The organism is Vibrio sp. 1069 (assembly GCF_033340555.1).
This window is the reverse complement of sequence record NZ_JAWOWP010000013.1, coordinates 76,052-94,036: the sequence shown is the minus strand read 5'-3', so window position 1 is coordinate 94,036 and position 17,985 is coordinate 76,052. Positions and strand designations below refer to the sequence as shown.

Genomic DNA, 17,985 nt, shown 5'->3' with positions numbered 1-17,985 from the left:
CGATGTTTCCGCACACCACCTAAATCACTAAAGTTACCGCGAACCCCAAATGCCACGCGTCGCGAATCCGTCTTGAAGCGTTTGTTATGTTTCTAGCTGCTTGAACGCATGTTGCACAAGTTTTTTACCAACATAAAACCTATGCCCCGTCTCTGTCTTAACAATAACACGGCCAATATGTCGACTATCATAATTCGGCTGTGACAACTCAAATTGCTCTAACGTAATAGTAAACCTGAACTTTTCACCGGGCTCTATAGGTCGCCGAACGAATGCCTGACCACTACTGCCATCAACAAGCATATTAGCTAATACTTTTTCTTTGCCTCGGTAGTACTCTACCTGAATGTGACCTATAAAAACTTTAACTATTGAATGGTTTACAATATCCAAAGCGACCGCTTTAACTGTCGGTTCATAAGTTGAACAAACTAATATATTTCTCAATGCTAGCTTAACCGTTGGCTTTCCAAGCCTATCATTTATAAAATTAAGTCCTGCAAAAGTTATTAAAAGAGTGATAGTACTCAGGACGGATTCATAGTGAATAGAATCCGACACACTGTTCATTTCGAAGCACCAGTAAGCTGAAATTACGATAGCAATTACGTTAGAAATAAATGCAATAACATACCTAATATTAATAACCTAGCCCCCTTTAACAAACACTAGTCGTAAGTGAAACATAACGCCGCCAAGCGTAGCGAATCCGTCTTAAATGCTTTGTTATACGTTGTTAGCTCCGCACTCAAGACTTAAAAGCCTGCCTAACTCAACTATGTTGTTTCTTATATTGAGTCCATATTGCAAAACATCTACAGCCCATTTTGGGTCATAAGTATCACCACAATATGAAAACGACTTTATCCGTATCGAAGCGCGGTTTTCTATAAAGTCTAGCTGCCTTCCACATTGGACTAAGTTACGGTGTTTTATAGTATTTACAAACCCACTAACGTAAGAATAGTCATAACCATTCAAGGTAGCCTCAAGTTGACTTTTTAAAACCCCATCAGGTAACAACTTGAACACTTTACTAATATCGCACCGATGAATTTCTATAGGCTCTTTAGCCAACAAAGAATTCAGCAATTGTGCGAAAATGTCATACATTGCTCTCGAACTTTGAAGAGCTGCATGTATGTGAGCTTGAGCAACCAATGTCGAATATTCATGCTCAGCACGTTGGTCTCCAGTAGATAGAACAAATTTCAATCCGAACTTAAGATCTGACGAATCAAACTTCTCAATTACTGAGTACGCTTCTTCTTTGTGATAGTCAAAAATTTCAATACAACGAGATAGAGAATCGAGGTAATCGGCATTCTTTTCGGATATTTCACTATTCGTCTCTAGATGCAACTTTAATTGTTTGATATTCCACATATTCCACCAACGTATAACGCTTTCTATGCGGCTTTTAGCCGCCTATCATGTAACCTTTTTAATACCACATCAACGTGTAATCAATAGGTTAATGAAAGTTAACAGAGATTAGATTTTATGATGCCTTATGATTTCAGAAAAATGCTGTTACCCAAACTCCTTCGGATAACTTTTGATAGGGGCAAATTACTAGATTCGAAGTGAGCAAGATCTTTTGCTCTGAATTGTTTGGGGGCAAAGGTGTGTTTGCGAAGCACTGCACCCGCACGTCTTTGGACAGAACCTTGTCAGTTATATTACATATAACTGATTGGCTGAAACATGGAAAAGTAACGCAACATTAAGGTGTGAGCAATGCAATACCACGTGTTACGAATCACTATTAAACAGTTTGTTAGGTGATCTGACTCCAAATATTACACTAGCCACAGAATATAGATGCCTTATCAGGAATAACATATGCAACTCAATCCACAATAAGGAGTTGTCATGGGAAAACCCGCAGCAACAATAACATCAATGCACATCTGCCCCAAAGTCACCGCTAAAGTTCCGCATGTGGGCGGCCCTGTAGTCGTTGGCTCACCCAATGTTAAAATTGGTGGCTTACCTGCGGCTCGAAAAGGGGACCGTCTTGTTTGTGTTGGTCCACCAGATTCCATAAGCCAAGGCTCTAGTTCGGTGTTTATCAATGGAAAGCCCGCAGCTCGTATGGGGGACGGAACGGCTCACGGCGGTAAAATAGTGATTGGAAACCCAACAGTGCTCATAGGAGACAGTGGCAGTCAAGTTTCTACGCCAAAACCTAAAAGTGCTACAGGTTCTGTGGTACAAACTGACTCAAAGAACCGTTTAACTAATGATTCAGCGGGAAATATTCCCCGTGAGGAGAAGCCGATTGTTAAGGCTAGTGCAGGACAAGCTTCTGGCATAAAAGGAAAACCAGGATCGTGGGCGAGCGAACTAGAACCTCCTGCACCAAATACCTTATATGAGGTAACCTCAACGCATCAAGGAAGCCCAGTAACGTACACCTACGAAACCGATGCACATGGTAGAACAATACGAGTAACGGGGAAACTGCAAAAGTCTCCCATTAAAAGTCAAGCTATGCGTGATAAACTACACCGTAATTCATCTACTCAATCAAAGTATGGAGGGGATGACCCAAACTATGATGGTGGTCACCTCATTGCCACTCTATTCCAAGGACCAGCTGAAAAAGTGAATCTAGTGCCTCAACTGAAGGAGCAGAATCGGCATGGTGAGTGGCGGCAGATGGAAAGGGAATGGGCTGCAGACCTAGATGAGGGAAAAGACGTAGAAGTGGATATTCGTATCAAATATAGTAAGGGTTCGACGCCTTCTAGGCTTATTGCTATGTGGACTGTAGATGGTGGTTCCACCAATCGTTTGGTATTTAAGAATTAAGGTAAATTTATGTTTTCAACAGCAGAAGAAATTTATAACCATGTTGGAGGAGCTATCTTGGAGGTGGCTCCCGAACAGTGGTGTGTAGCTTGGGTTGATATTGCTATGAACCTTTCTACTAGAGCGGTGTATTTTCAAGATCGTTACTTGGTAGATGCTAACTCAGATGATGTGAAGGATCTCGACATCTACAGTTCTGACAACATTGAACTTGACGATGCCTTTAGTGACTTATTTGATTTAATGTCTAGCAAAGAGCAGAGCAAGCCTTGGAACAAAGCTCGCTTTATTGTTCATCCTGATGGTGATTTTGAAATTGAGTTTAAATGGGATGAGGATTGGGCATGGTTAAGTTCATTAAACCCAGATAAAGATATATATCCTGATGGTGATACAGTTAGAACTATCCGCTCATGGGATGGTCTTGGTGAAAATGCGTACCGCCCTTGGTTTGATCCGGATTCAGCCATGTTTAAAAAAGATTAACGAAAACTTTTAATAACCCCCACAACCAGTTACGAAATGAAGTAACTGGTTGTGGGCTTCAACCTAAAAGGTCTAACTTACCACCTAACGCCTTGTTAAGGACGAAGCACACAATGCCACGCGTGCTGAATCCCTCTTGAACGATTTGTTATGAGACATTTTGGCGATAGCTTCTCTTTGTGTTTTTATACCCCCTACTTTAAAAAAACAGTCCCAACCAGCTATAAACACGGCCCAAAAGACAGTCATTAAATAAACTCGATATGAGACAGTGGGAGAGAAGCCGAAATAGAAGTCGTTTTGGACAAATGCATTAATTAATATGATTGGAATAATACACGCTAATCCATAAGTGAGACAATGTATCAAAAAGCCTTCCTTTGAATCTTTACCCACTGATTTTTCAACGTTTTATCAACTTTTATTCTCCTATAATGTAACGTATTTAGTACAACAGTCGTCTTTAATCGTATCCTTGTTTAGTGCCTGACGGATTGAGTTCTAACTCATTTCTCTTAACTTACCCCACAGCCCCAACCATCAGCGCTCTATTAATCGTTTCCTTAACATGCCAGAGTTGATCGCCGTGCTTACATTCCCAGGCATTCATATCGCGATGCAGTTCTTGATGGTGTTCATTACATAACGGGAAGGTAAACATGTCCGAAGCCTTACTTCCCATTTTCCCTTCTCCGTGGCCGATTAGGTGGTGAGCAATTCCTGCAGTCTTACTACATACGCGACAGGGTAACTTTCGGACGAACGAAAGGTACTTCTCGCTCTCCCATCGAATTGGCTTAGGTTTTCTTAAGTACATCGCTGGTGGATCGTCATCGATGACCAGCTTTAGAACTGGCTTTGCTAGTCGTTTGAGCTGGTCACGCTGACTTTCGACAACGTACCTGGCATCAGTGTCCACTCTGCCCTTAACACCTACTCGCTTAGCCGTAGCCTCTCGTTTGAACTGACGATCTATAACGGATTGAGGAAGCAGATCATACACACCATTTCGTACCGCCCACCAGCATAGGTCTACATCTGTAATACGCCTTACTTCACCATGCAGCTGGCGAGAGACAACCATCAAGCCGTGACGAACCGTATTCTTTCGGGCGATTGAATACGCCTGGTGACTATCGTCGGCCATATTGTCATGGTGCCAACACAAACGAATAGCTCCCTCGCCGGTTACTCGAGTTTTCAAATTATGATTGCAGTAGCCTCCATCCTTCAACTGACACTCGGAAATCGTATCAACGTACTTAGCCGTACTACCGATAAGCAGTTGCACGTGTTCATGAGCGAAGAACGCCACCAAAGAGAGGTCATCCGAATACAACCCTCCCGCGGTCTTTGTGGCCAAACGCTGATTGGGAGAAACTAAACCAATCTTACCGTCCACTAGCAATGATTTTAACGATTGAGTATTCGGTGTCAGCGCGATCACTGCAGCGTTAAGAGTGGGTACAATATCGATATCTACCTTAATCACGTAGTGCCTCCTCAATCATCTGTATTGCTAACCCCTTTTTAATCATATCTCCGGTAAAGCGCAAAACCGTCCAACCTCTCAATGCTGCCGTGTTATATTTCTCACAATCCGCTTCATAACCTTTCGCTCGATTATGGCGACCATTACTCCAGGTTCCACCTTCCACTTCGATAGCCAGTTGCAGTTCGGGATAGGCAAAATCAAAGCGCCACCTGCGAGTCTCATGAAATCGATATTCAGACACGGGGACTTCCAACTTTAACGCTCTTATATGCTGCAATAACAACTTCTCTAACTGACTCACGCTGCCACCGCCTTCAAATGACCTGTTTCCAGCAACTTTTTACGAAGCCAGATTTCCCCCTTTCCGGTGATCAATGCTGTGTGGCTGATCCGAGTTTGGGAGTTTGTTTCGTAAGTGCCCTGCTTCACCGTAAAGTAACCACGTTCTACAAACTCCTGATACGGCAAGTTGTAAGAGTCTCCACGGCTCATAAAGATTTTTAACTCTCGAAGTACACGGAAAATAGTGACAGGCCCCAAACCTACTGTTTTAGCAAACTGACCGAGTTTCACACCTTTATCCGCTCCAGCAATAGCATCTGCAAACTCGGCTTTTGGCGCTGCGATTGCTAATGCTTGGTTCTTTTCTTCCAGTTCCTTAGCTTGGTTAGCGGCTAGCTGCAATGCTTCAGCATACGTTGTCGGTATAGATGGTTTACCTGCGCTTTCCAACTCATCCCAACGCTTAATAATGGAATGACGTAACTTGATGTTGTAACCAGAAACCAACGTCAACGTTAGCTCGCGATTCAAGTGATATTGAGTGTACTGATTACCTTTATGCCAAAACTGGGAACCCTCCAAATTTGGATGGTTCAACTCAGCCACCATTCGTTCAATATCTCGTTTAACGTGCGAGTGTTGCTTACCTGTCAGTTCCGCAATCTCTCGACTACTCATTGTCATCTCTGTTTGGGCGCTGATACTTAACATTCGACTCCCTCCGCTAACCAGTATTTACTCGAGAACCCCGTCAGTTCACTACTCTCATGCCGGACATCCACACCAGAACGGCGAGCCGCCTTAACCAATCTAACTAAGTCACAAACGTGAATACCTAATTCATCACACAGCTCGCTCGGAGACCAAAGCCGACGACGAGATTTCATTACATCAACCAAATCCTTTTTACTTGCCATTCTCGCCCCCCTACACCGCCTCTAGGTTCGCAACACGCTCCAGTAACTCTCTGCGCTTAGCCGACAAATCTGCGATCTTTCGCTTTGATGGTTCCACTTCATGCTGAGGTCGCTTAGCGTCAATCAAGTACAACATGCGCTGATTTTCTGAGTTGATAGAGCTCTCTAGCAAAGCGACTTCTCGCTGAATCACGGTCACTTCGTCCTGAGTATCCACTGAGGTGCTGCCTTGCTGTGGTGGTAGGTAACGACCTTTGTCCTGTTCTCTGCCAAGCCAGCCTTGAATAAACTTCTCGATACCCTGTTTGGTCTTTCGCTTACGAGGATTGGCATCGCACCAACCAATCATTTTTTTCAGCTCAGCACGAACATTCACTGCACCAAACAAATCCGAATAGCGGTCGATGTCCGGTTGAGTTACTCCATGAAACTGCCCTTTCCTGTTCAAAGGAATTTCAAACAGCGCAGGTTCGGCTTCGAGCGTTTCGCTTGGAGCAAGATCTTTACTTGATGGTTCTATTGGTGGATCTATTGGTGGTTTATAGCCGGATTCCGACCTACCCCCAGCCGGAATTTGACCTACCCCCTCAGGTTGTTTCGTCTGTTCGAGTTTCGAACGTTCGACTTTTGAACAGACGAAATTCGACTGTTCAAAATCTGTCTGTTCATCTGCTTTCTTCTTCAAAAGCATCACAGGCAACTGGTACTGATTATTTGAACGGACTAAGCGACCTGTATCCGCCTTTTTGAATTGGTTCTTTTTGAATAACCACCCGGCAGCTTCCAGTTTCTTAAGTGTCGATTTAACGGTGGTAGGTGAAACACCAGACTTACGAGCAATGGTATCGATAGACGGCCAACAAAGGCCGCTATCATCCGCATGGTCAGCTAGGCAAAGCATCACCAACTTATCAGAACCTTTAAAACTCGGAATGTCCCAAACGTAGCTCATTACTTTGACTGACATTATGCGCTCCCCCATGGGTATTTTGGCTTTCCAAGAATCAAATCAGCGTCATTATCAAGCTGTGAAAACTTTTCTTCCGATTGCTCAATTGTTAAGTACCCTTTGCGTAACTGAACTTTTATCCAATCACGGCGATCCGACTTCCAGTTCTTCCGAAACTGTCTGTCGTATTCTTCGACAATTTCAACTCTGTTTTGGTAGTCCCGTTGTTCTTCACTGGTCAAGAACGGCTTAACATCTAATTGCTTGATGCGCTCAAGCGCGCACCTTTTATCAAACGCCAACAGATTCATACTTCCACCTTCCCTACGACCAAACGCGCCTTACCTTTTCCAAACACAGCAAAGTTGTTCGCAAATAAAATCAGCACGAAGCCAGTTATCGTCTGAGTGTCCAGCAAAGCCTTATATAGAGAACGAGTGAGCAGGGAGAAGCAGCCTGTTGTTAGCTCTTGGCCGTCATAGTCAAAAAACGTAGCCTTTAGCATCAAATAGCCCTCCCCTTATAAACAGCAGTTACGTAAATGCGCTTTGCTTCAAACAAGTCTGCTAATTCATCATGAGTGAGCATGGTGCTCTGGCCCTTCTCCACCTTGTAAAACTGGTTTTGGTGGTACCACAATGAATAATTGAGTGTTATTCTTTCCATCACTCCTCCGTGATCTTTGCTGGTGACAGAGTGAGATGTGATTGTTCCTCGCAAGAATCATCACAACCCGGCTTTAAACCGTTGCCGCGGTTTAAAGCCACTTCCTCATCTATTACTCGTAATCGACGTTCGCACTTTGCTTTCAACAGCTGAATTTGCTCACGTTCGTAGGCTTCTGACGATTGGCCTTGCGCCACCATTAGCTTTGCCGAGCTGCAGGTGATGTCTGCCATCTGTGAAACGGTTTGCCAAAATATTTCTGTTTTCATACAACCTCCGCATATAGCGCATCGAGCTTCAGCATGAAGGCTTCGAAAGTCGCGTGATATTCCGCTTTTAATTGAGCGATGAGCGCACGTTCGCGAGCATCAAACACACCATCCGCTTTCGCTTCTTCAATGGTTTTATCCAAAAGTCCTTTCACCGCATTAAGGTGTAAGTGGCAATCGAACATATCCACGGTATCCAGCTCAGCGACATCAGGCTGCTCTACCACCAAGCAACTAACACGGTTAGCAAAATACGCTGCTACGTATGGGGTGTTTGTAAGCTCTGCCATTTCCACCAGCTCATCAACACTAAAAAAGCGAGAACCCTTCTTCTCGTATAAGTGGTTGTTAAAACTGTCTATCGACATACCAAGAACTGCAGCAACTGCCTCTTTACCACCAGTGACGCCTGCAATGGTTTTATTCACCATCTCTTTCTTATTCACCATTTGCTCCTTTGATTGGTGGTTTAACTTCTTGCCCTTCTGTTCCACACTCTTCTTGCGGATCAGGGAATACGTCGTCAAACGTACATTCGGTTCCCAGTTGATTAAGTGCTTTAACTATCTTCCAACACATCTCAACGTTTATGTTCCGGATACCTGATTCGTAGTTGCCGATAGTAGATGGTGTTACTCCGATAGTTCTAGCTAAGCCAGCTTGGCTAACTTTTGCTTTATTTCGATGTTCTGAGATTTTGTTCATTCTGTTTCCTCCACCAACAAAAGTACACGATTCGTGTTCACAAGTAAACACGAAAAGTGTGCATACAGCACACACGGAGCGTGTTAAATTTTTTGTTATGACAAAAAAAGTTGAAGTAGGACTGCGACTTAAGCAGATCCGAGAAAATAGCGGCCTTAGCCAAAGAGCCCTAGCCACTAAATGTGGGTGGGGGCCTTCACGTATAAGTAATTATGAGTCTGGGATAAGAAGCATCAGCTTGGATGACGCTGAAATCATTTCCAACGCACTGAATATTTCACCGAAAACCCTACTGTTTGGTGAAAGTTTGATTACCAACAAACCACCTCAAGGAAATGCAAAAGTTCTGGGCAATATGCAAGCATGGGACAGCAGCACTCCAATTGGGGATGACGAAGTAGCTGTGCCATTCTTATCTGAAATAAAGCTTTCCGCCGGAAATGGATTCGTAAACGACCTAGAACATGACAACGGTTTCCGCTTACGTTTTGCTAAATCCACCCTTCGTCGCTACAACGTAGCGCCAGAGAACGCGGTCTGCGTAGCCGTCCATGGAAACAGTATGGAGCCCGTTCTGCCGGATGGCTCCACTGTGGGTATTGATTGTGGAAACAAAACTCTAATGGAAGGCAAAATTTTTGCTATCAACCACAATGGTGAGCTTTTTATCAAGAAGTTATACCGTTTACCTGGTGGCGGACTCAGAATATACAGCTTTAATGAGATAGAGTATCCACCAAGAGAGTACACAGAAGAACAAGTACTTGAACAAAAAATCACTATCGTTGGTCGTGTTTTTTGGTATTCGGTGTTGTTATAAATAAAAATGGAAATAAAACGTCAATGGCACATAAAACTCTTAAATTAGGTGCGATAAGTATTGTTACTCATCCGCACTCTCCGCAAAACTACCTCAAGCTACTGAAACAAGCGGAGAAACTTGACCGTCCTTTCAATATGAGAGGAGACACTTGGGCAAATATCTCTTTTATTAGAAAACTTGAAAAAGATCAAAAAGAACCAGGCCCTGTAGCTGGAGAGTTCGTTAAATATACGGAGATAGATCGAAATTCAGAATGGTACAGCATCGCGAGTAAAGACGTGGCGACTGAAGATGAGTTAAAGAAAATCAAAGAGCTCCCAGAACATCTCAAGCCAAACATGTCTCGATTTTCCTTTATTTTTTACCCAAAAAGTCACACTTTAGTTTTCGAGCAGCAGTACGATAACAAAACCTTTTCGTCAAATTATGCACAAAAGGTTCTTTCCAATTTACTAAACACTCCCGAGCTGTTTGATAAGTATGGCAAAGTACACGTTCACATAATTCCAGAAACTAACAAAGTTAATGAGATCCTTAACGATAAGAGCATTTCTTACTTTGCAATGGTTATCAACCGTCCCAACCCAGACGATGTAAAATCTGCAGAGAGTAAGTTTAAAAAACGTCTTGCTCGTTTAAATGTAGAAAAGCAAGAAACAATACTAACTCCTCCAAAGGGAGAAGTGATTGAACTGGATGAAGAAGAAAAGACGATTGCCAAGGTAGCGGCAAAAAATGGTTATGTTGAAGCCAAGGTAAACAACGAGATGAATAGAGTTGAAACTCGGTCAACTAAAGCGCATCATTTGTCTCAAACTGTTGTTTACAACCCTGAGACAACGGATGCGTTTTCACAATTGAAACAGCAAGCACCAAAAATTATTCAAAAGATTCAGGACTGGATAAATAATGACTAACACCTCCCCTTTAAAAGAATACTGGCTAGCATATGGTGGATGGAAAGCTCTGTTCTCTAGCAAGTACTTTTGGGGAGCTGCTGCTTTAAATTCTCTATTATTCAATTCATGGTACCCAGTTGAAAGTAAGTGGTGGGAAATGGTTCTGTCCATAACTCCCAACTTCTTAGGCTTTACACTGGGCGGCTTTGCTATGTGGGTAGCAATAGGAGACGAAAAGTTTAAAGGACTAATCGCAGGTGCAGATGAAGAAGACGAAATATCTCCCTACATGGAAGTCAACGCAACGTTTACTCACTTTCTTCTCTTACAGATCCTCGCACTGATATTAGCAATCATAGCTAAAAGTTTTGACGCTATTGTTATTAACAATCCATATATGGCGATTGCCGCAAGGATATATGCGTTTAGTGCGCACTTTGTATTTGTATACGCTCTTCTAACTACTATCGCAGCAGTATTTGCGATCTTAAAAGTAGCAAAGTGGTACGACGAATATCGTTCTTTTGCAAATCAAGACAGAAAAGGCTTGATGGCCACATTCGCAACCTCAGACTGGAATAGCTATAACGTGGTCACAGCTCACTCACCAATTGACGCAGCAAGAACGATCAAAAACGTCCCTCTGAAATGGGTTGAACATCCATCAGAGAAAACTGTAATCCACGTAATGGTCGTTGAACTTTCAGGTGATAATGAATCATTACTACTTAAATGCACAGATGATATGGAACGAATAAGGTTACTCCGACAACTCACCGACACCTATCACTTCCAGATAAGCTAAGAAATAAGAAATTGTACAACCGCCAAATGGCGGTTTTTTTTCGTCCGCACAAAATGGATACACAAAACGTGTTGACACAACAAACACATTTTGTGTATTTTATTGATACACAAAATGTGGACAGCGAGGAAATCACATGTCTAACCAAGAAGCAGGAAACCTCAGTCTTGAGGACCGCACTACTAACTTCCCAAAACTGATGCAGGAACTGGACGGCGGAGTTGTCTCCAATGTCGTCGGTTTAGCGTTATCTAACGTAGCCCGAGCTGTGTCCTACAGCGATAAGCAGGGAAATGTGAAGATGGATCTAAAGCTCAAACCAATGGGTACCAACAACGAAATGGTCGAAATCACCGTTAACATGTCGGTAAAAGAGCCAAAAGCCGGATTCGGTACCAAGTCAGAAGACTTCCAATACACCTCAATCGCGTACGTAGGCAAAGGCGGCAAACTTACCTACGACCGACCAAAAGAAGATATTCACGGCCAAGCCGTTATTGAAGAAGGCATGCTGCGCGAAGTACGCGGCTAACCCACTCCACCAGCAACTCACTCAAAGAGAGAATAAATAAATGGATAAATCAGCAATCCAGCAGATCCAAGAATCATCGAATGCACCGCAGTTTTTAAAACAGTTAGAGAAAGCGGGATTCCCTGTTGCCGCCCTACCTGAGTCCTTCGATTTGCATGACTTGGAAAAGTTCATGCCAAACCGTAATCAATTCCGCGGCACGATGAAGACGGCCAATATCGACGAGTTTGTGCGTTACCACGAAGAATATCAAACCGAAGGTAACCAGTGCTTTATTAATGCTGAGCGTATGGCTGCTGTGACTATTTTTGACCTTGGCACTCATAACTTTCCTGGACACTGTAAGCATCAAGCAAACTTGATTCTACGCCGCACCGCAGCGTTTAATGCCCTGTTAAACATTAACGAAGAACGCCTTGGACAAAAGAAACTGGCTGAGTGGGTAGAAGACTACAGCGAGTTCGTTCAGGTCTTCTCTACGACTGGGGAAGTCATCGAAAACTCCGTCGCGTCTGCAGCTATTCGCAACATGAAGTTTGAAGCGAAAGCAGGGCGTGAATCCAATGTAGATGACTTCAGCCACCATCAATCTGAATACGAGTCTGTTGCGGTTCGCACTAAGGAAGAGTTCCCAATGCCTGCGGTGTTTAAGTTCATGTGTGTGCCTTACTTAGGTTTGGCTGAACGCACCTTTGAACTGCGCATGAGCACGATAGGTAATGAAACTCTAGTCCTTCGTATCAAGAAGCTCGAACAACACGAAGAAGAGATGGGCGAAGAGTTCCAAACCAAGCTTCAAGCGTGCTTTAAAAACGGTGAGATCGAAATTGATACCTTCATTGGCTTATTCAGCTCTTAACTAATATTGGCGCCCTCTTCTTAAAGGGGGTGTATCTTGCGAGGAAATATCTATGGCGGCAACCATCGATACTCAATTCGGGCAGGTCACGACATCGGCCCCTTACTTTAGTCACCAACTAGGTTGTGAAGTGATCAACCTAACTCTGATTAAACCAGAGAACGAGAGCAACGGCTGGGGCATCAGCAAAGAATGTCCTTCTAATGTATCGCTCACCAATCAATTTCTAAACATGTTCGCCAGAGATGCAGCACAAGTAATGTAAGGATTTCGCGATGAGCATGACACAAGAAGAGATCAATAGAGCGGTTGATGGTGTGATGGAACTTCGCCCAACTGATGCGCGTTTACCAAAAGAGCAACCCAAGGACTCAGCCGTTAAACAACGAATGAATGATGTGCAGTTTGAGCAGGAACTAGCAGCAATTATGGAAAATGAACCCGTGTTAGGTTCCGCTTTCTATTTTTGTAATCAGGACGTAACGAAAGGTGGTCGTAAGAACCTGAACTTCAATCGATATCCTGGTGGAGTGAAGTAATGGCCCTCATTAACTTACATTATCTATCACTACTTCGCTGCTATTAACACGTCAACCACCCAATTAAGAAGAGTAAGGTGGTTGCCCTGCTCTTCTCTCAATTCAACTATATAGGAGTTTACCGATGAGAACATTTACGGTGATTCAATTAGAACCTAGCCGTTGGGTGAAAGAGGATCTTTTAATTGATTTAACAGGCATGTCGACCAATGAAATCAAAGACTATCGTCAGTTTCGTTGGATTGAAGGCGTTCATTTTAAAAGGTCGTCCGGTAAGAGTAGTGATGGTGGTAAAGGCTATAAGTATGACCGTGTTGCCATTGATGAGTTTTCAGCAAGAGAAAGGGTTGCATAATGAACACACCTGAAGGTGTAGAAATTCGCGGTAAGTCTATCCGCATTAGTTTTACTTACCGCGAGATGCGTTGTCGAGAGACCCTAAAAGGCTGGGAAGTCACCAAAGGTAATTTAAAAAAAGCTAGCCATCTACGCGCTTCTATACTTTCTGAAATTTCATTAGGCACATTTGATTACTTATCTCGATTTCCAACATCAAAGAAAGCGCAACTCTTTGCGACTCCAGAACAGCGTGGTAAGAACCTGACCGTTCGCGAGTTGTTTGATGACTATATTCAATTGAAGAAAACGACTATGGCTTCGCAGTCACTCTATGTATTGAGTACTACCGCAAGAGCATGCTGCTTGTTTGTTGGAGAGGAACGTACTATCTCCACCATCACGATTATGGATGCACTAAAGTGCCAAAAGTTAATGGTCGACTCCCCTACTCGCAATGGAAGACCACGAAGCGCAAAGACGATCAATAATATGATCAAACTAATGCGCCGATGTTTTGATTTAGCAGTGAAATCAAAATTTATCGATGACAACCCATTTCTGCATGTTGAGTTACTAAGTGGTGGCTCTGGTGAACCGGATCCACTAGAACTAGAAGAGTTCCACCAGCTAATAGAGTCAACGACAAACTTACAGCAGCTGAATATGTTCACCTTAGCCATTTACACGGGCATGCGAACTGGTGAGCTCTGTGCGTTAGCATGGGAAGACGTCGATCTTGAGAAAGGTACGATCGAGGTTACTCGCAACGTCACGATTGAACGCAAATTCACAACACCCAAGAATAAGAAGTCAGAGCGAACTATTCACTTACTTGAACCTGCTCTCCTTGCCCTTAAATCTCAAAGAGAGCTAACTATGTTTAGCCCGGTGAGAGATATTTTTGTGGAAGTAAAAGGTTCAAACACCTATCGCCAGGAAAGCGTTCGTTTCGTATTTATTCCAGAACGTCGTAACGGTCAAGCACCGAGTGAAACCTACAAGACGACAACATACAATAGACTATGGTCACGCGCACTTAAACGAGCTGGTATTCGCCATCGGTGCTCATATCAATCTCGACATACCTACGCTTGTTGGTTGATCACCAAAGGCGCAAACCTATCTTTTATCGCGGAACAGATGGGGCACAAGAGCACGATGATGTTGGAACGTGTCTACGGCAGGTTCATGAAATCACACTCGCACGAACAGATCGAATACTTAAATGGGCTTATGGCTACAAATAAATAAGGTGCACTAATTCAGACCTGATCTGACAGGTTACCCTTAATAGGTTCTGCCCCTTTCCTTGTTAATCCAATACTTGGATTAATAAGATCAATTTGGGAAAACTAATTTCCCAAATTTTTCAGAAACTTTCATTCATCCAGACGATGTATGCTCTCTATGTCAAAGCTAATTAGAAATGTACTTAACTCGAAAAGCGCAACTGTCTGTTGAAATGTATTCTATCCTGTAAGTTAAAAAAACTTTTGGGCTTCGCAATGCAGTTGGGCTTACTGATTAGCACCATCTGTCAGGAGCTTGATTAGGTTCTGCTTAACTTCACTTTTGAATTTCCCAAAATTACCCAAGTCTGTCAGCCAGCCAAACAATACAGCGATTGGGCCATAAACAAGAAATGCGGTAAGAACACAACCGATGAAAATAATGCCAGATAGGACAATCCATCCAATTACACCTGGACCTTTAGCAAATTCATCAAACATATATGCAATGGCAGTTAACAGCCCCGCACCAAAGGCAAACGTGTATTGAAGTTTATCTTTGTTAGGTCTTAAACAAGAAGCGTATCGCTCTTTAGTAGACAAATCTGTATATTCGTTGGAGTTATGATTCGCAATGCCCACTAGCCGTGTGTTCGCTTTACTGTTGATGAATAGTAGGCTAACTCGCTGGCCTTTCAATAGGTCAATTTCAGAATTGATAGTGTACTTGAGTTCACGTCCACTATCAAAGCGTACCCAAAAAACCGTTTTAGCAGATGAGCTACTGGTAATTTCGGCAATCTCAGGCCCGTTACTGGTCATCACTCGGTTTGTGTGGATGTGAGTTTGAGTCAATACATCTGAGTCGATGACTTCGCCGCTGCTTACTGAATATTCACCTTTATATGCGCCTTTGCTGGCAGCAGACATTTTAATTGCTAGTTCCATTTTATTCTTTTCTAAGACAGTTAGATGGCCAATATTCAAACACTATTATCAATAAAGTCAAGACGTTGGCTAAAATTTTAGAGACTGACATATAAGAGAACGATCACATTAGAAAAAATAAAACTAATTGCAGGACAAATCATTACGCATGTTGAAAAACTTAAATAGTACATCCGCCTGCAGAAACACACCATCAACCAGGCTAAATCACACCGTGGCCTACATTGCCAATTGTAAGCGAGACCTTGCCGCTTACGAAGAACAATTGGCATAGCTACAAGATGAGCAGCAGTAAGGAGCCACTTTGTGGCAGCGAAGCAACGTTGTAAATAGACTTAGCAGGTTGTTCTGGATTAGCTCTGTCCATCTTCGAGTCAGCTTGATCTGAGCTGACTCATTTTTGTCCAATTGTGAGTCACAATACCAACAGTTCGGCAGTACGACCTAGTCGTGACTAACCAGCGGATGTGTAAGATCAAGTATGAATTACTACAATTAACGCTCAAATCTTCACACGTGAATTTTAATCCGTATAACCATAAATAATTCTGAATTGTCCCACCAGCGCCCCACTTCAGTCGGGGCGTGATACCAACCAATAAAAACAATCACTTATAGCGTGGGTGTATATACCACGCAAATCTATACTCACGTTATCGAGCGCGGGGCTGGCGGTGTGTTGAGTCCATTATCCAGCCTTTAGAAAAACAAAGCCACCTCGAAAGGTGGCTTTGCTTTATAACTCGTTATTGACGAACACCGAGTTTCACATTGCCTTTTGAATCAAACCAAAGTGCTTGTGAACGGCGACGTCCTATTAGTATCGGACCATCGTCATAAAAGAGAAAGTTCTTCCAGTGCTTTTTAAAAATAGACCATTTCGTTTCGATGACATTGTACTTCTCGTAGCAAAAGTAAACGGTCACATCGTCTTGCCAATCGATATGTGCCTCAACTTCCGCTAGCATGTCAGGATCATCCGACTCCCAGGCAGCCATCCAATCCACAGTTTCAGACCAATTCGCCTCATTCATTGGCCAGTCTTGGGAACTAAGTCTATCCATATCAGGGCTTTGAGCACTGATATTTTCTTTCCAAAATTGTGCTGAACGGGCTTGGCTCATCGGCTTAATAAAAGCCAAATCTTCTTCTGGCACAGGCATCGACTGATGCGTAAAAATCCATTTTCTTTGGTATTCATCCAAAGGCAAATAAGACATTCAGTCTCCTTTATTACGATTTCAGCCAACCTTTCTCTGTGGCTTCTTCAATCAACTCTTTCGCTTTGTCCCATAAGGTAACAGAGCCAAATTCAATTCGTTTATTAATGGTAAGTGCTTGTTCGCGTGAGACACCATGTTCCTTCCAACTCTGACCATTATTATGGTAGTTCAAGAGCATTGGAATTAACCGATCGAGTGCTTTTGCATACTTAGCATCATCGGTCTGCGCGGCTTCAAATTCATGCCAAAGCGCCAATAGCTCTTGCTCCTGATCGCTGGGTAACATACCAAACAAGCGCTCTGCAGCTCTAATTTCTTTTTCTGCTTGCTCTTGAGACGCAGCAGTATCATAAACAAAGGTATCGCCCGCGTCGATCTCTACTACGTCATGTATCAATAACATTTTCATCACTCGGCAAATATCAACAGGTGCATTCGCATGCTCTTCCATCAATATTGCCATCAGTGCGACATGCCAACTATGCTCACCACTATTTTCGAGGCGCCCTTCAGCACTTTTAACTCGAGTTCGGCGCAAAATGCTTTTGAGTTTATCGAGCTCGATTACAAGTGCTAACTGCTTTTCCAATCGTTCCATACTATCGCCCTTCTGGCTGCCAATTCGGATTAATAAGCGACGTTAGAACGTGGTCTTGCCACTCACCATTAATCAAAAGGTAATCTTTTGCATACCCTTCTCGGTTGAAACCTACATGCTCTAGCACAGCTTCACTGCGTTTATTGTGAGGCATGTAGCCAGCTTGAATACGATGCAGTTTCTGAACGTTAAACATGTAGTCGCAAGCCATGGTTAATCCACGACGCATATAACCATGCCCTTGCGCTTTTTCAGCGAGAGAATATCCGACGTTACAAGAATAAAAAGGAAAACGACTCAAACTACTAAAGGATATCGTACCTAGCATTTCACCCGAAGAGGCTCTGACTAAAAGGCAATAATACCCCAATCCCATTCGATGCAGCTCATTGAGCTTGATAAGCTTTTGCAACCAACCGTTCACTGAGAAAAAAGCCTCTTCACGTTTCGGTTCAAACGGTTTCAGGTATTCTCGGTTCGCTTGAAAATATTCGGCAATCATATCTGCGTCACCGATTTCAGCGGTACGAAGAAGCAAGTCACCGTCCAACTTATGAACGGCGATAGATGAGCTGTTATCTTCCATTACAAATGATTAATTCCGT

At 43.1% G+C, this 17,985-nt stretch carries 27 protein-coding genes and 1 pseudogene; 12 read left to right on the top strand and 16 right to left on the bottom strand.

The annotated features are described in order from the left end of the window. Positions 1-84: 84 nt before the first annotated feature. On the bottom strand, positions 85-570 hold the full coding sequence (locus R7040_RS18070; RefSeq protein ID WP_270049870.1) for a hypothetical protein: 486 nt from the start codon (positions 568-570) through the stop codon (positions 85-87). Between the two features lie 156 nt (positions 571-726). Beyond that, positions 727-1,386: a hypothetical protein gene (locus R7040_RS18065; protein WP_270049869.1), complete on the bottom strand. Its 660-nt coding sequence runs from the start codon at positions 1,384-1,386 to the stop codon at positions 727-729. Between the two features lie 489 nt (positions 1,387-1,875). On the opposite strand from R7040_RS18065, the pseudogene R7040_RS18060 reads away from it, so the two are divergent. The 3 genes and pseudogenes from R7040_RS18060 to R7040_RS18050 all read left to right on the top strand — a co-directional run. Beyond that, positions 1,876-2,160: pseudogene (locus R7040_RS18060) on the top strand (PAAR domain-containing protein); the annotation flags it as partial. Then, on the top strand, positions 2,149-2,817 hold the full coding sequence (locus R7040_RS18055; RefSeq protein ID WP_318096926.1) for a DNA/RNA non-specific endonuclease: 669 nt from the start codon (positions 2,149-2,151) through the stop codon (positions 2,815-2,817). The pseudogene R7040_RS18060 and the gene R7040_RS18055, both read left to right, overlap by 12 nt. A gap of 9 nt (positions 2,818-2,826) precedes the next feature. Continuing rightward, entirely contained in the window at positions 2,827-3,303 is a 477-nt protein-coding gene (locus R7040_RS18050) for an immunity protein YezG family protein (protein ID WP_256899471.1), read from the top strand. A gap of 520 nt (positions 3,304-3,823) precedes the next feature. Here the strand turns inward: R7040_RS18050 and R7040_RS18045 are convergent. The 10 genes from R7040_RS18045 to R7040_RS18000 all read right to left on the bottom strand — a co-directional run bounded on the left by R7040_RS18045 (position 3,824) and on the right by R7040_RS18000 (position 8,586). After that, the gene (locus tag R7040_RS18045; protein WP_318081356.1) at positions 3,824-4,795 is read right to left on the bottom strand and encodes a DUF968 domain-containing protein; all 972 of its coding nucleotides are present in this window, start codon (positions 4,793-4,795) and stop codon (positions 3,824-3,826) included. Continuing rightward, the gene (locus tag R7040_RS18040) at positions 4,788-5,099 is read right to left on the bottom strand and encodes an endonuclease domain-containing protein (RefSeq protein WP_005376943.1); all 312 of its coding nucleotides are present in this window, start codon (positions 5,097-5,099) and stop codon (positions 4,788-4,790) included. The genes R7040_RS18045 and R7040_RS18040 overlap by 8 nt, the downstream gene beginning before the upstream one ends. Further along, positions 5,096-5,791 (bottom strand): phage antirepressor KilAC domain-containing protein, encoded by a 696-nt coding sequence (locus R7040_RS18035; protein ID WP_005376942.1) that lies wholly within the window; start codon positions 5,789-5,791, stop codon positions 5,096-5,098. Before R7040_RS18035 ends, R7040_RS18040 begins: the two co-directional genes overlap by 4 nt. Beyond that, a complete protein-coding gene (locus R7040_RS18030) occupies positions 5,785-5,997 on the bottom strand; it encodes a hypothetical protein (RefSeq protein ID WP_005376941.1) in 213 nt (70 codons plus the stop codon). The genes R7040_RS18035 and R7040_RS18030 overlap by 7 nt, the downstream gene beginning before the upstream one ends. Before the next feature lie 10 nt (positions 5,998-6,007). Next, positions 6,008-6,964 (bottom strand): helix-turn-helix domain-containing protein, encoded by a 957-nt coding sequence (locus R7040_RS18025; RefSeq protein WP_315868509.1) that lies wholly within the window; start codon positions 6,962-6,964, stop codon positions 6,008-6,010. Continuing rightward, entirely contained in the window at positions 6,964-7,257 is a 294-nt protein-coding gene (locus R7040_RS18020) for a hypothetical protein (RefSeq protein WP_047104228.1), read from the bottom strand. Before R7040_RS18020 ends, R7040_RS18025 begins: the two co-directional genes overlap by 1 nt. Beyond that, positions 7,254-7,454, bottom strand: coding sequence for a hypothetical protein (locus R7040_RS18015; RefSeq protein WP_318096920.1), 201 nt, complete (start codon positions 7,452-7,454; stop codon positions 7,254-7,256). The genes R7040_RS18020 and R7040_RS18015 overlap by 4 nt, the downstream gene beginning before the upstream one ends. Before the next feature lie 157 nt (positions 7,455-7,611). Further along, entirely contained in the window at positions 7,612-7,881 is a 270-nt protein-coding gene (locus tag R7040_RS18010) for a hypothetical protein (protein ID WP_193278548.1), read from the bottom strand. Beyond that, positions 7,878-8,330, bottom strand: a complete 453-nt coding sequence (locus R7040_RS18005) for a YmfL family putative regulatory protein (RefSeq protein WP_213907197.1) — start codon at positions 8,328-8,330, stop codon at positions 7,878-7,880. Before R7040_RS18005 ends, R7040_RS18010 begins: the two co-directional genes overlap by 4 nt. After that, a complete protein-coding gene (locus tag R7040_RS18000; RefSeq protein ID WP_318081357.1) occupies positions 8,320-8,586 on the bottom strand; it encodes a helix-turn-helix transcriptional regulator in 267 nt (88 codons plus the stop codon). Before R7040_RS18000 ends, R7040_RS18005 begins: the two co-directional genes overlap by 11 nt. Before the next feature lie 97 nt (positions 8,587-8,683). Here R7040_RS18000 and R7040_RS17995 point away from each other — a divergent pair, with 97 nt between their 5' ends. The 9 genes from R7040_RS17995 (at position 8,684) to R7040_RS17955 (ending at position 14,633) form a co-directional block, all read left to right on the top strand. Beyond that, positions 8,684-9,406, top strand: a complete 723-nt coding sequence (locus R7040_RS17995) for an XRE family transcriptional regulator (protein ID WP_213907195.1) — start codon at positions 8,684-8,686, stop codon at positions 9,404-9,406. A 23-nt stretch (positions 9,407-9,429) separates the two neighbouring features. Then, the gene (locus R7040_RS17990) at positions 9,430-10,326 is read left to right on the top strand and encodes a DUF4747 family protein (protein WP_213907194.1); all 897 of its coding nucleotides are present in this window, start codon (positions 9,430-9,432) and stop codon (positions 10,324-10,326) included. Beyond that, positions 10,319-11,113 carry a hypothetical protein gene (locus tag R7040_RS17985; RefSeq protein WP_213907193.1) on the top strand — a complete coding sequence of 265 codons (795 nt, stop codon included), beginning with the start codon at positions 10,319-10,321 and terminating at the stop codon, positions 11,111-11,113. The genes R7040_RS17990 and R7040_RS17985 overlap by 8 nt, the downstream gene beginning before the upstream one ends. A gap of 136 nt (positions 11,114-11,249) precedes the next feature. After that, entirely contained in the window at positions 11,250-11,645 is a 396-nt protein-coding gene (locus R7040_RS17980; RefSeq protein ID WP_005376932.1) for a hypothetical protein, read from the top strand. Positions 11,646-11,685: 40 nt separating this feature from the next. Continuing rightward, the gene (locus R7040_RS17975) at positions 11,686-12,504 is read left to right on the top strand and encodes a DUF2303 family protein (protein ID WP_318081358.1); all 819 of its coding nucleotides are present in this window, start codon (positions 11,686-11,688) and stop codon (positions 12,502-12,504) included. A gap of 52 nt (positions 12,505-12,556) precedes the next feature. Further along, a complete protein-coding gene (locus tag R7040_RS17970; RefSeq protein WP_005376930.1) occupies positions 12,557-12,769 on the top strand; it encodes a hypothetical protein in 213 nt (70 codons plus the stop codon). A 10-nt stretch (positions 12,770-12,779) separates the two neighbouring features. Further along, positions 12,780-13,043: a hypothetical protein gene (locus R7040_RS17965; protein WP_140333105.1), complete on the top strand. Its 264-nt coding sequence runs from the start codon at positions 12,780-12,782 to the stop codon at positions 13,041-13,043. Positions 13,044-13,167: 124 nt separating this feature from the next. Beyond that, positions 13,168-13,398, top strand: coding sequence for an excisionase family protein (xisR, locus tag R7040_RS17960; protein WP_140144377.1), 231 nt, complete (start codon positions 13,168-13,170; stop codon positions 13,396-13,398). Continuing rightward, positions 13,398-14,633 carry a site-specific integrase gene (locus tag R7040_RS17955; protein ID WP_318096919.1) on the top strand — a complete coding sequence of 412 codons (1,236 nt, stop codon included), beginning with the start codon at positions 13,398-13,400 and terminating at the stop codon, positions 14,631-14,633. Before xisR ends, R7040_RS17955 begins: the two co-directional genes overlap by 1 nt. A gap of 266 nt (positions 14,634-14,899) precedes the next feature. Here the strand turns inward: R7040_RS17955 and R7040_RS17950 are convergent, their stop codons facing one another. The 4 genes from R7040_RS17950 to rimJ form a co-directional block, all read right to left on the bottom strand. Beyond that, entirely contained in the window at positions 14,900-15,559 is a 660-nt protein-coding gene (locus R7040_RS17950) for a hypothetical protein (RefSeq protein WP_318081360.1), read from the bottom strand. 746 nt (positions 15,560-16,305) lie between these two features. After that, entirely contained in the window at positions 16,306-16,779 is a 474-nt protein-coding gene (locus R7040_RS17940; RefSeq protein ID WP_064354115.1) for a DUF2947 domain-containing protein, read from the bottom strand. Between the two features lie 13 nt (positions 16,780-16,792). Then, complete coding sequence (locus R7040_RS17935) at positions 16,793-17,380, bottom strand: HD domain-containing protein (RefSeq protein ID WP_005376917.1); 588 nt, start codon at positions 17,378-17,380, stop codon at positions 16,793-16,795. Position 17,381: 1 nt separating this feature from the next. Continuing rightward, a complete protein-coding gene (rimJ, locus tag R7040_RS17930; protein WP_005376916.1) occupies positions 17,382-17,966 on the bottom strand; it encodes a ribosomal protein S5-alanine N-acetyltransferase in 585 nt (194 codons plus the stop codon). Positions 17,967-17,985 lie beyond the last annotated feature (19 nt).

Coding starts and splice junctions, on each gene's coding strand:
- rimJ (WP_005376916.1), bottom strand. CDS start 17,966: ATGGAAGATAACAGCTCATCTATCGCCGTTCATAAGTTGGACGGTGAC.
- R7040_RS17975 (WP_318081358.1), top strand. CDS start 11,686: ATGGATAAATCAGCAATCCAGCAGATCCAAGAATCATCGAATGCACCG.
- R7040_RS17940 (WP_064354115.1), bottom strand. CDS start 16,779: ATGTCTTATTTGCCTTTGGATGAATACCAAAGAAAATGGATTTTTACG.
- R7040_RS18050 (WP_256899471.1), top strand. CDS start 2,827: ATGTTTTCAACAGCAGAAGAAATTTATAACCATGTTGGAGGAGCTATC.
- R7040_RS17935 (WP_005376917.1), bottom strand. CDS start 17,380: ATGGAACGATTGGAAAAGCAGTTAGCACTTGTAATCGAGCTCGATAAA.
- R7040_RS17990 (WP_213907194.1), top strand. CDS start 9,430: ATGGCACATAAAACTCTTAAATTAGGTGCGATAAGTATTGTTACTCAT.
- R7040_RS17965 (WP_140333105.1), top strand. CDS start 12,780: ATGAGCATGACACAAGAAGAGATCAATAGAGCGGTTGATGGTGTGATG.
- R7040_RS17970 (WP_005376930.1), top strand. CDS start 12,557: ATGGCGGCAACCATCGATACTCAATTCGGGCAGGTCACGACATCGGCC.
- R7040_RS18005 (WP_213907197.1), bottom strand. CDS start 8,330: ATGGTGAATAAGAAAGAGATGGTGAATAAAACCATTGCAGGCGTCACT.
- R7040_RS17950 (WP_318081360.1), bottom strand. CDS start 15,559: ATGGAACTAGCAATTAAAATGTCTGCTGCCAGCAAAGGCGCATATAAA.
- R7040_RS18070 (WP_270049870.1), bottom strand. CDS start 570: ATGAACAGTGTGTCGGATTCTATTCACTATGAATCCGTCCTGAGTACT.
- R7040_RS18010 (WP_193278548.1), bottom strand. CDS start 7,881: ATGAAAACAGAAATATTTTGGCAAACCGTTTCACAGATGGCAGACATC.
- R7040_RS18035 (WP_005376942.1), bottom strand. CDS start 5,791: ATGTTAAGTATCAGCGCCCAAACAGAGATGACAATGAGTAGTCGAGAG.
- R7040_RS17995 (WP_213907195.1), top strand. CDS start 8,684: ATGACAAAAAAAGTTGAAGTAGGACTGCGACTTAAGCAGATCCGAGAA.
- xisR (WP_140144377.1), top strand. CDS start 13,168: ATGAGAACATTTACGGTGATTCAATTAGAACCTAGCCGTTGGGTGAAA.
- R7040_RS18030 (WP_005376941.1), bottom strand. CDS start 5,997: ATGGCAAGTAAAAAGGATTTGGTTGATGTAATGAAATCTCGTCGTCGG.
- R7040_RS17980 (WP_005376932.1), top strand. CDS start 11,250: ATGTCTAACCAAGAAGCAGGAAACCTCAGTCTTGAGGACCGCACTACT.
- R7040_RS18025 (WP_315868509.1), bottom strand. CDS start 6,964: ATGTCAGTCAAAGTAATGAGCTACGTTTGGGACATTCCGAGTTTTAAA.
- R7040_RS18065 (WP_270049869.1), bottom strand. CDS start 1,386: ATGTGGAATATCAAACAATTAAAGTTGCATCTAGAGACGAATAGTGAA.
- R7040_RS17985 (WP_213907193.1), top strand. CDS start 10,319: ATGACTAACACCTCCCCTTTAAAAGAATACTGGCTAGCATATGGTGGA.
- R7040_RS18020 (WP_047104228.1), bottom strand. CDS start 7,257: ATGAATCTGTTGGCGTTTGATAAAAGGTGCGCGCTTGAGCGCATCAAG.
- R7040_RS17955 (WP_318096919.1), top strand. CDS start 13,398: ATGAACACACCTGAAGGTGTAGAAATTCGCGGTAAGTCTATCCGCATT.
- R7040_RS18000 (WP_318081357.1), bottom strand. CDS start 8,586: ATGAACAAAATCTCAGAACATCGAAATAAAGCAAAAGTTAGCCAAGCT.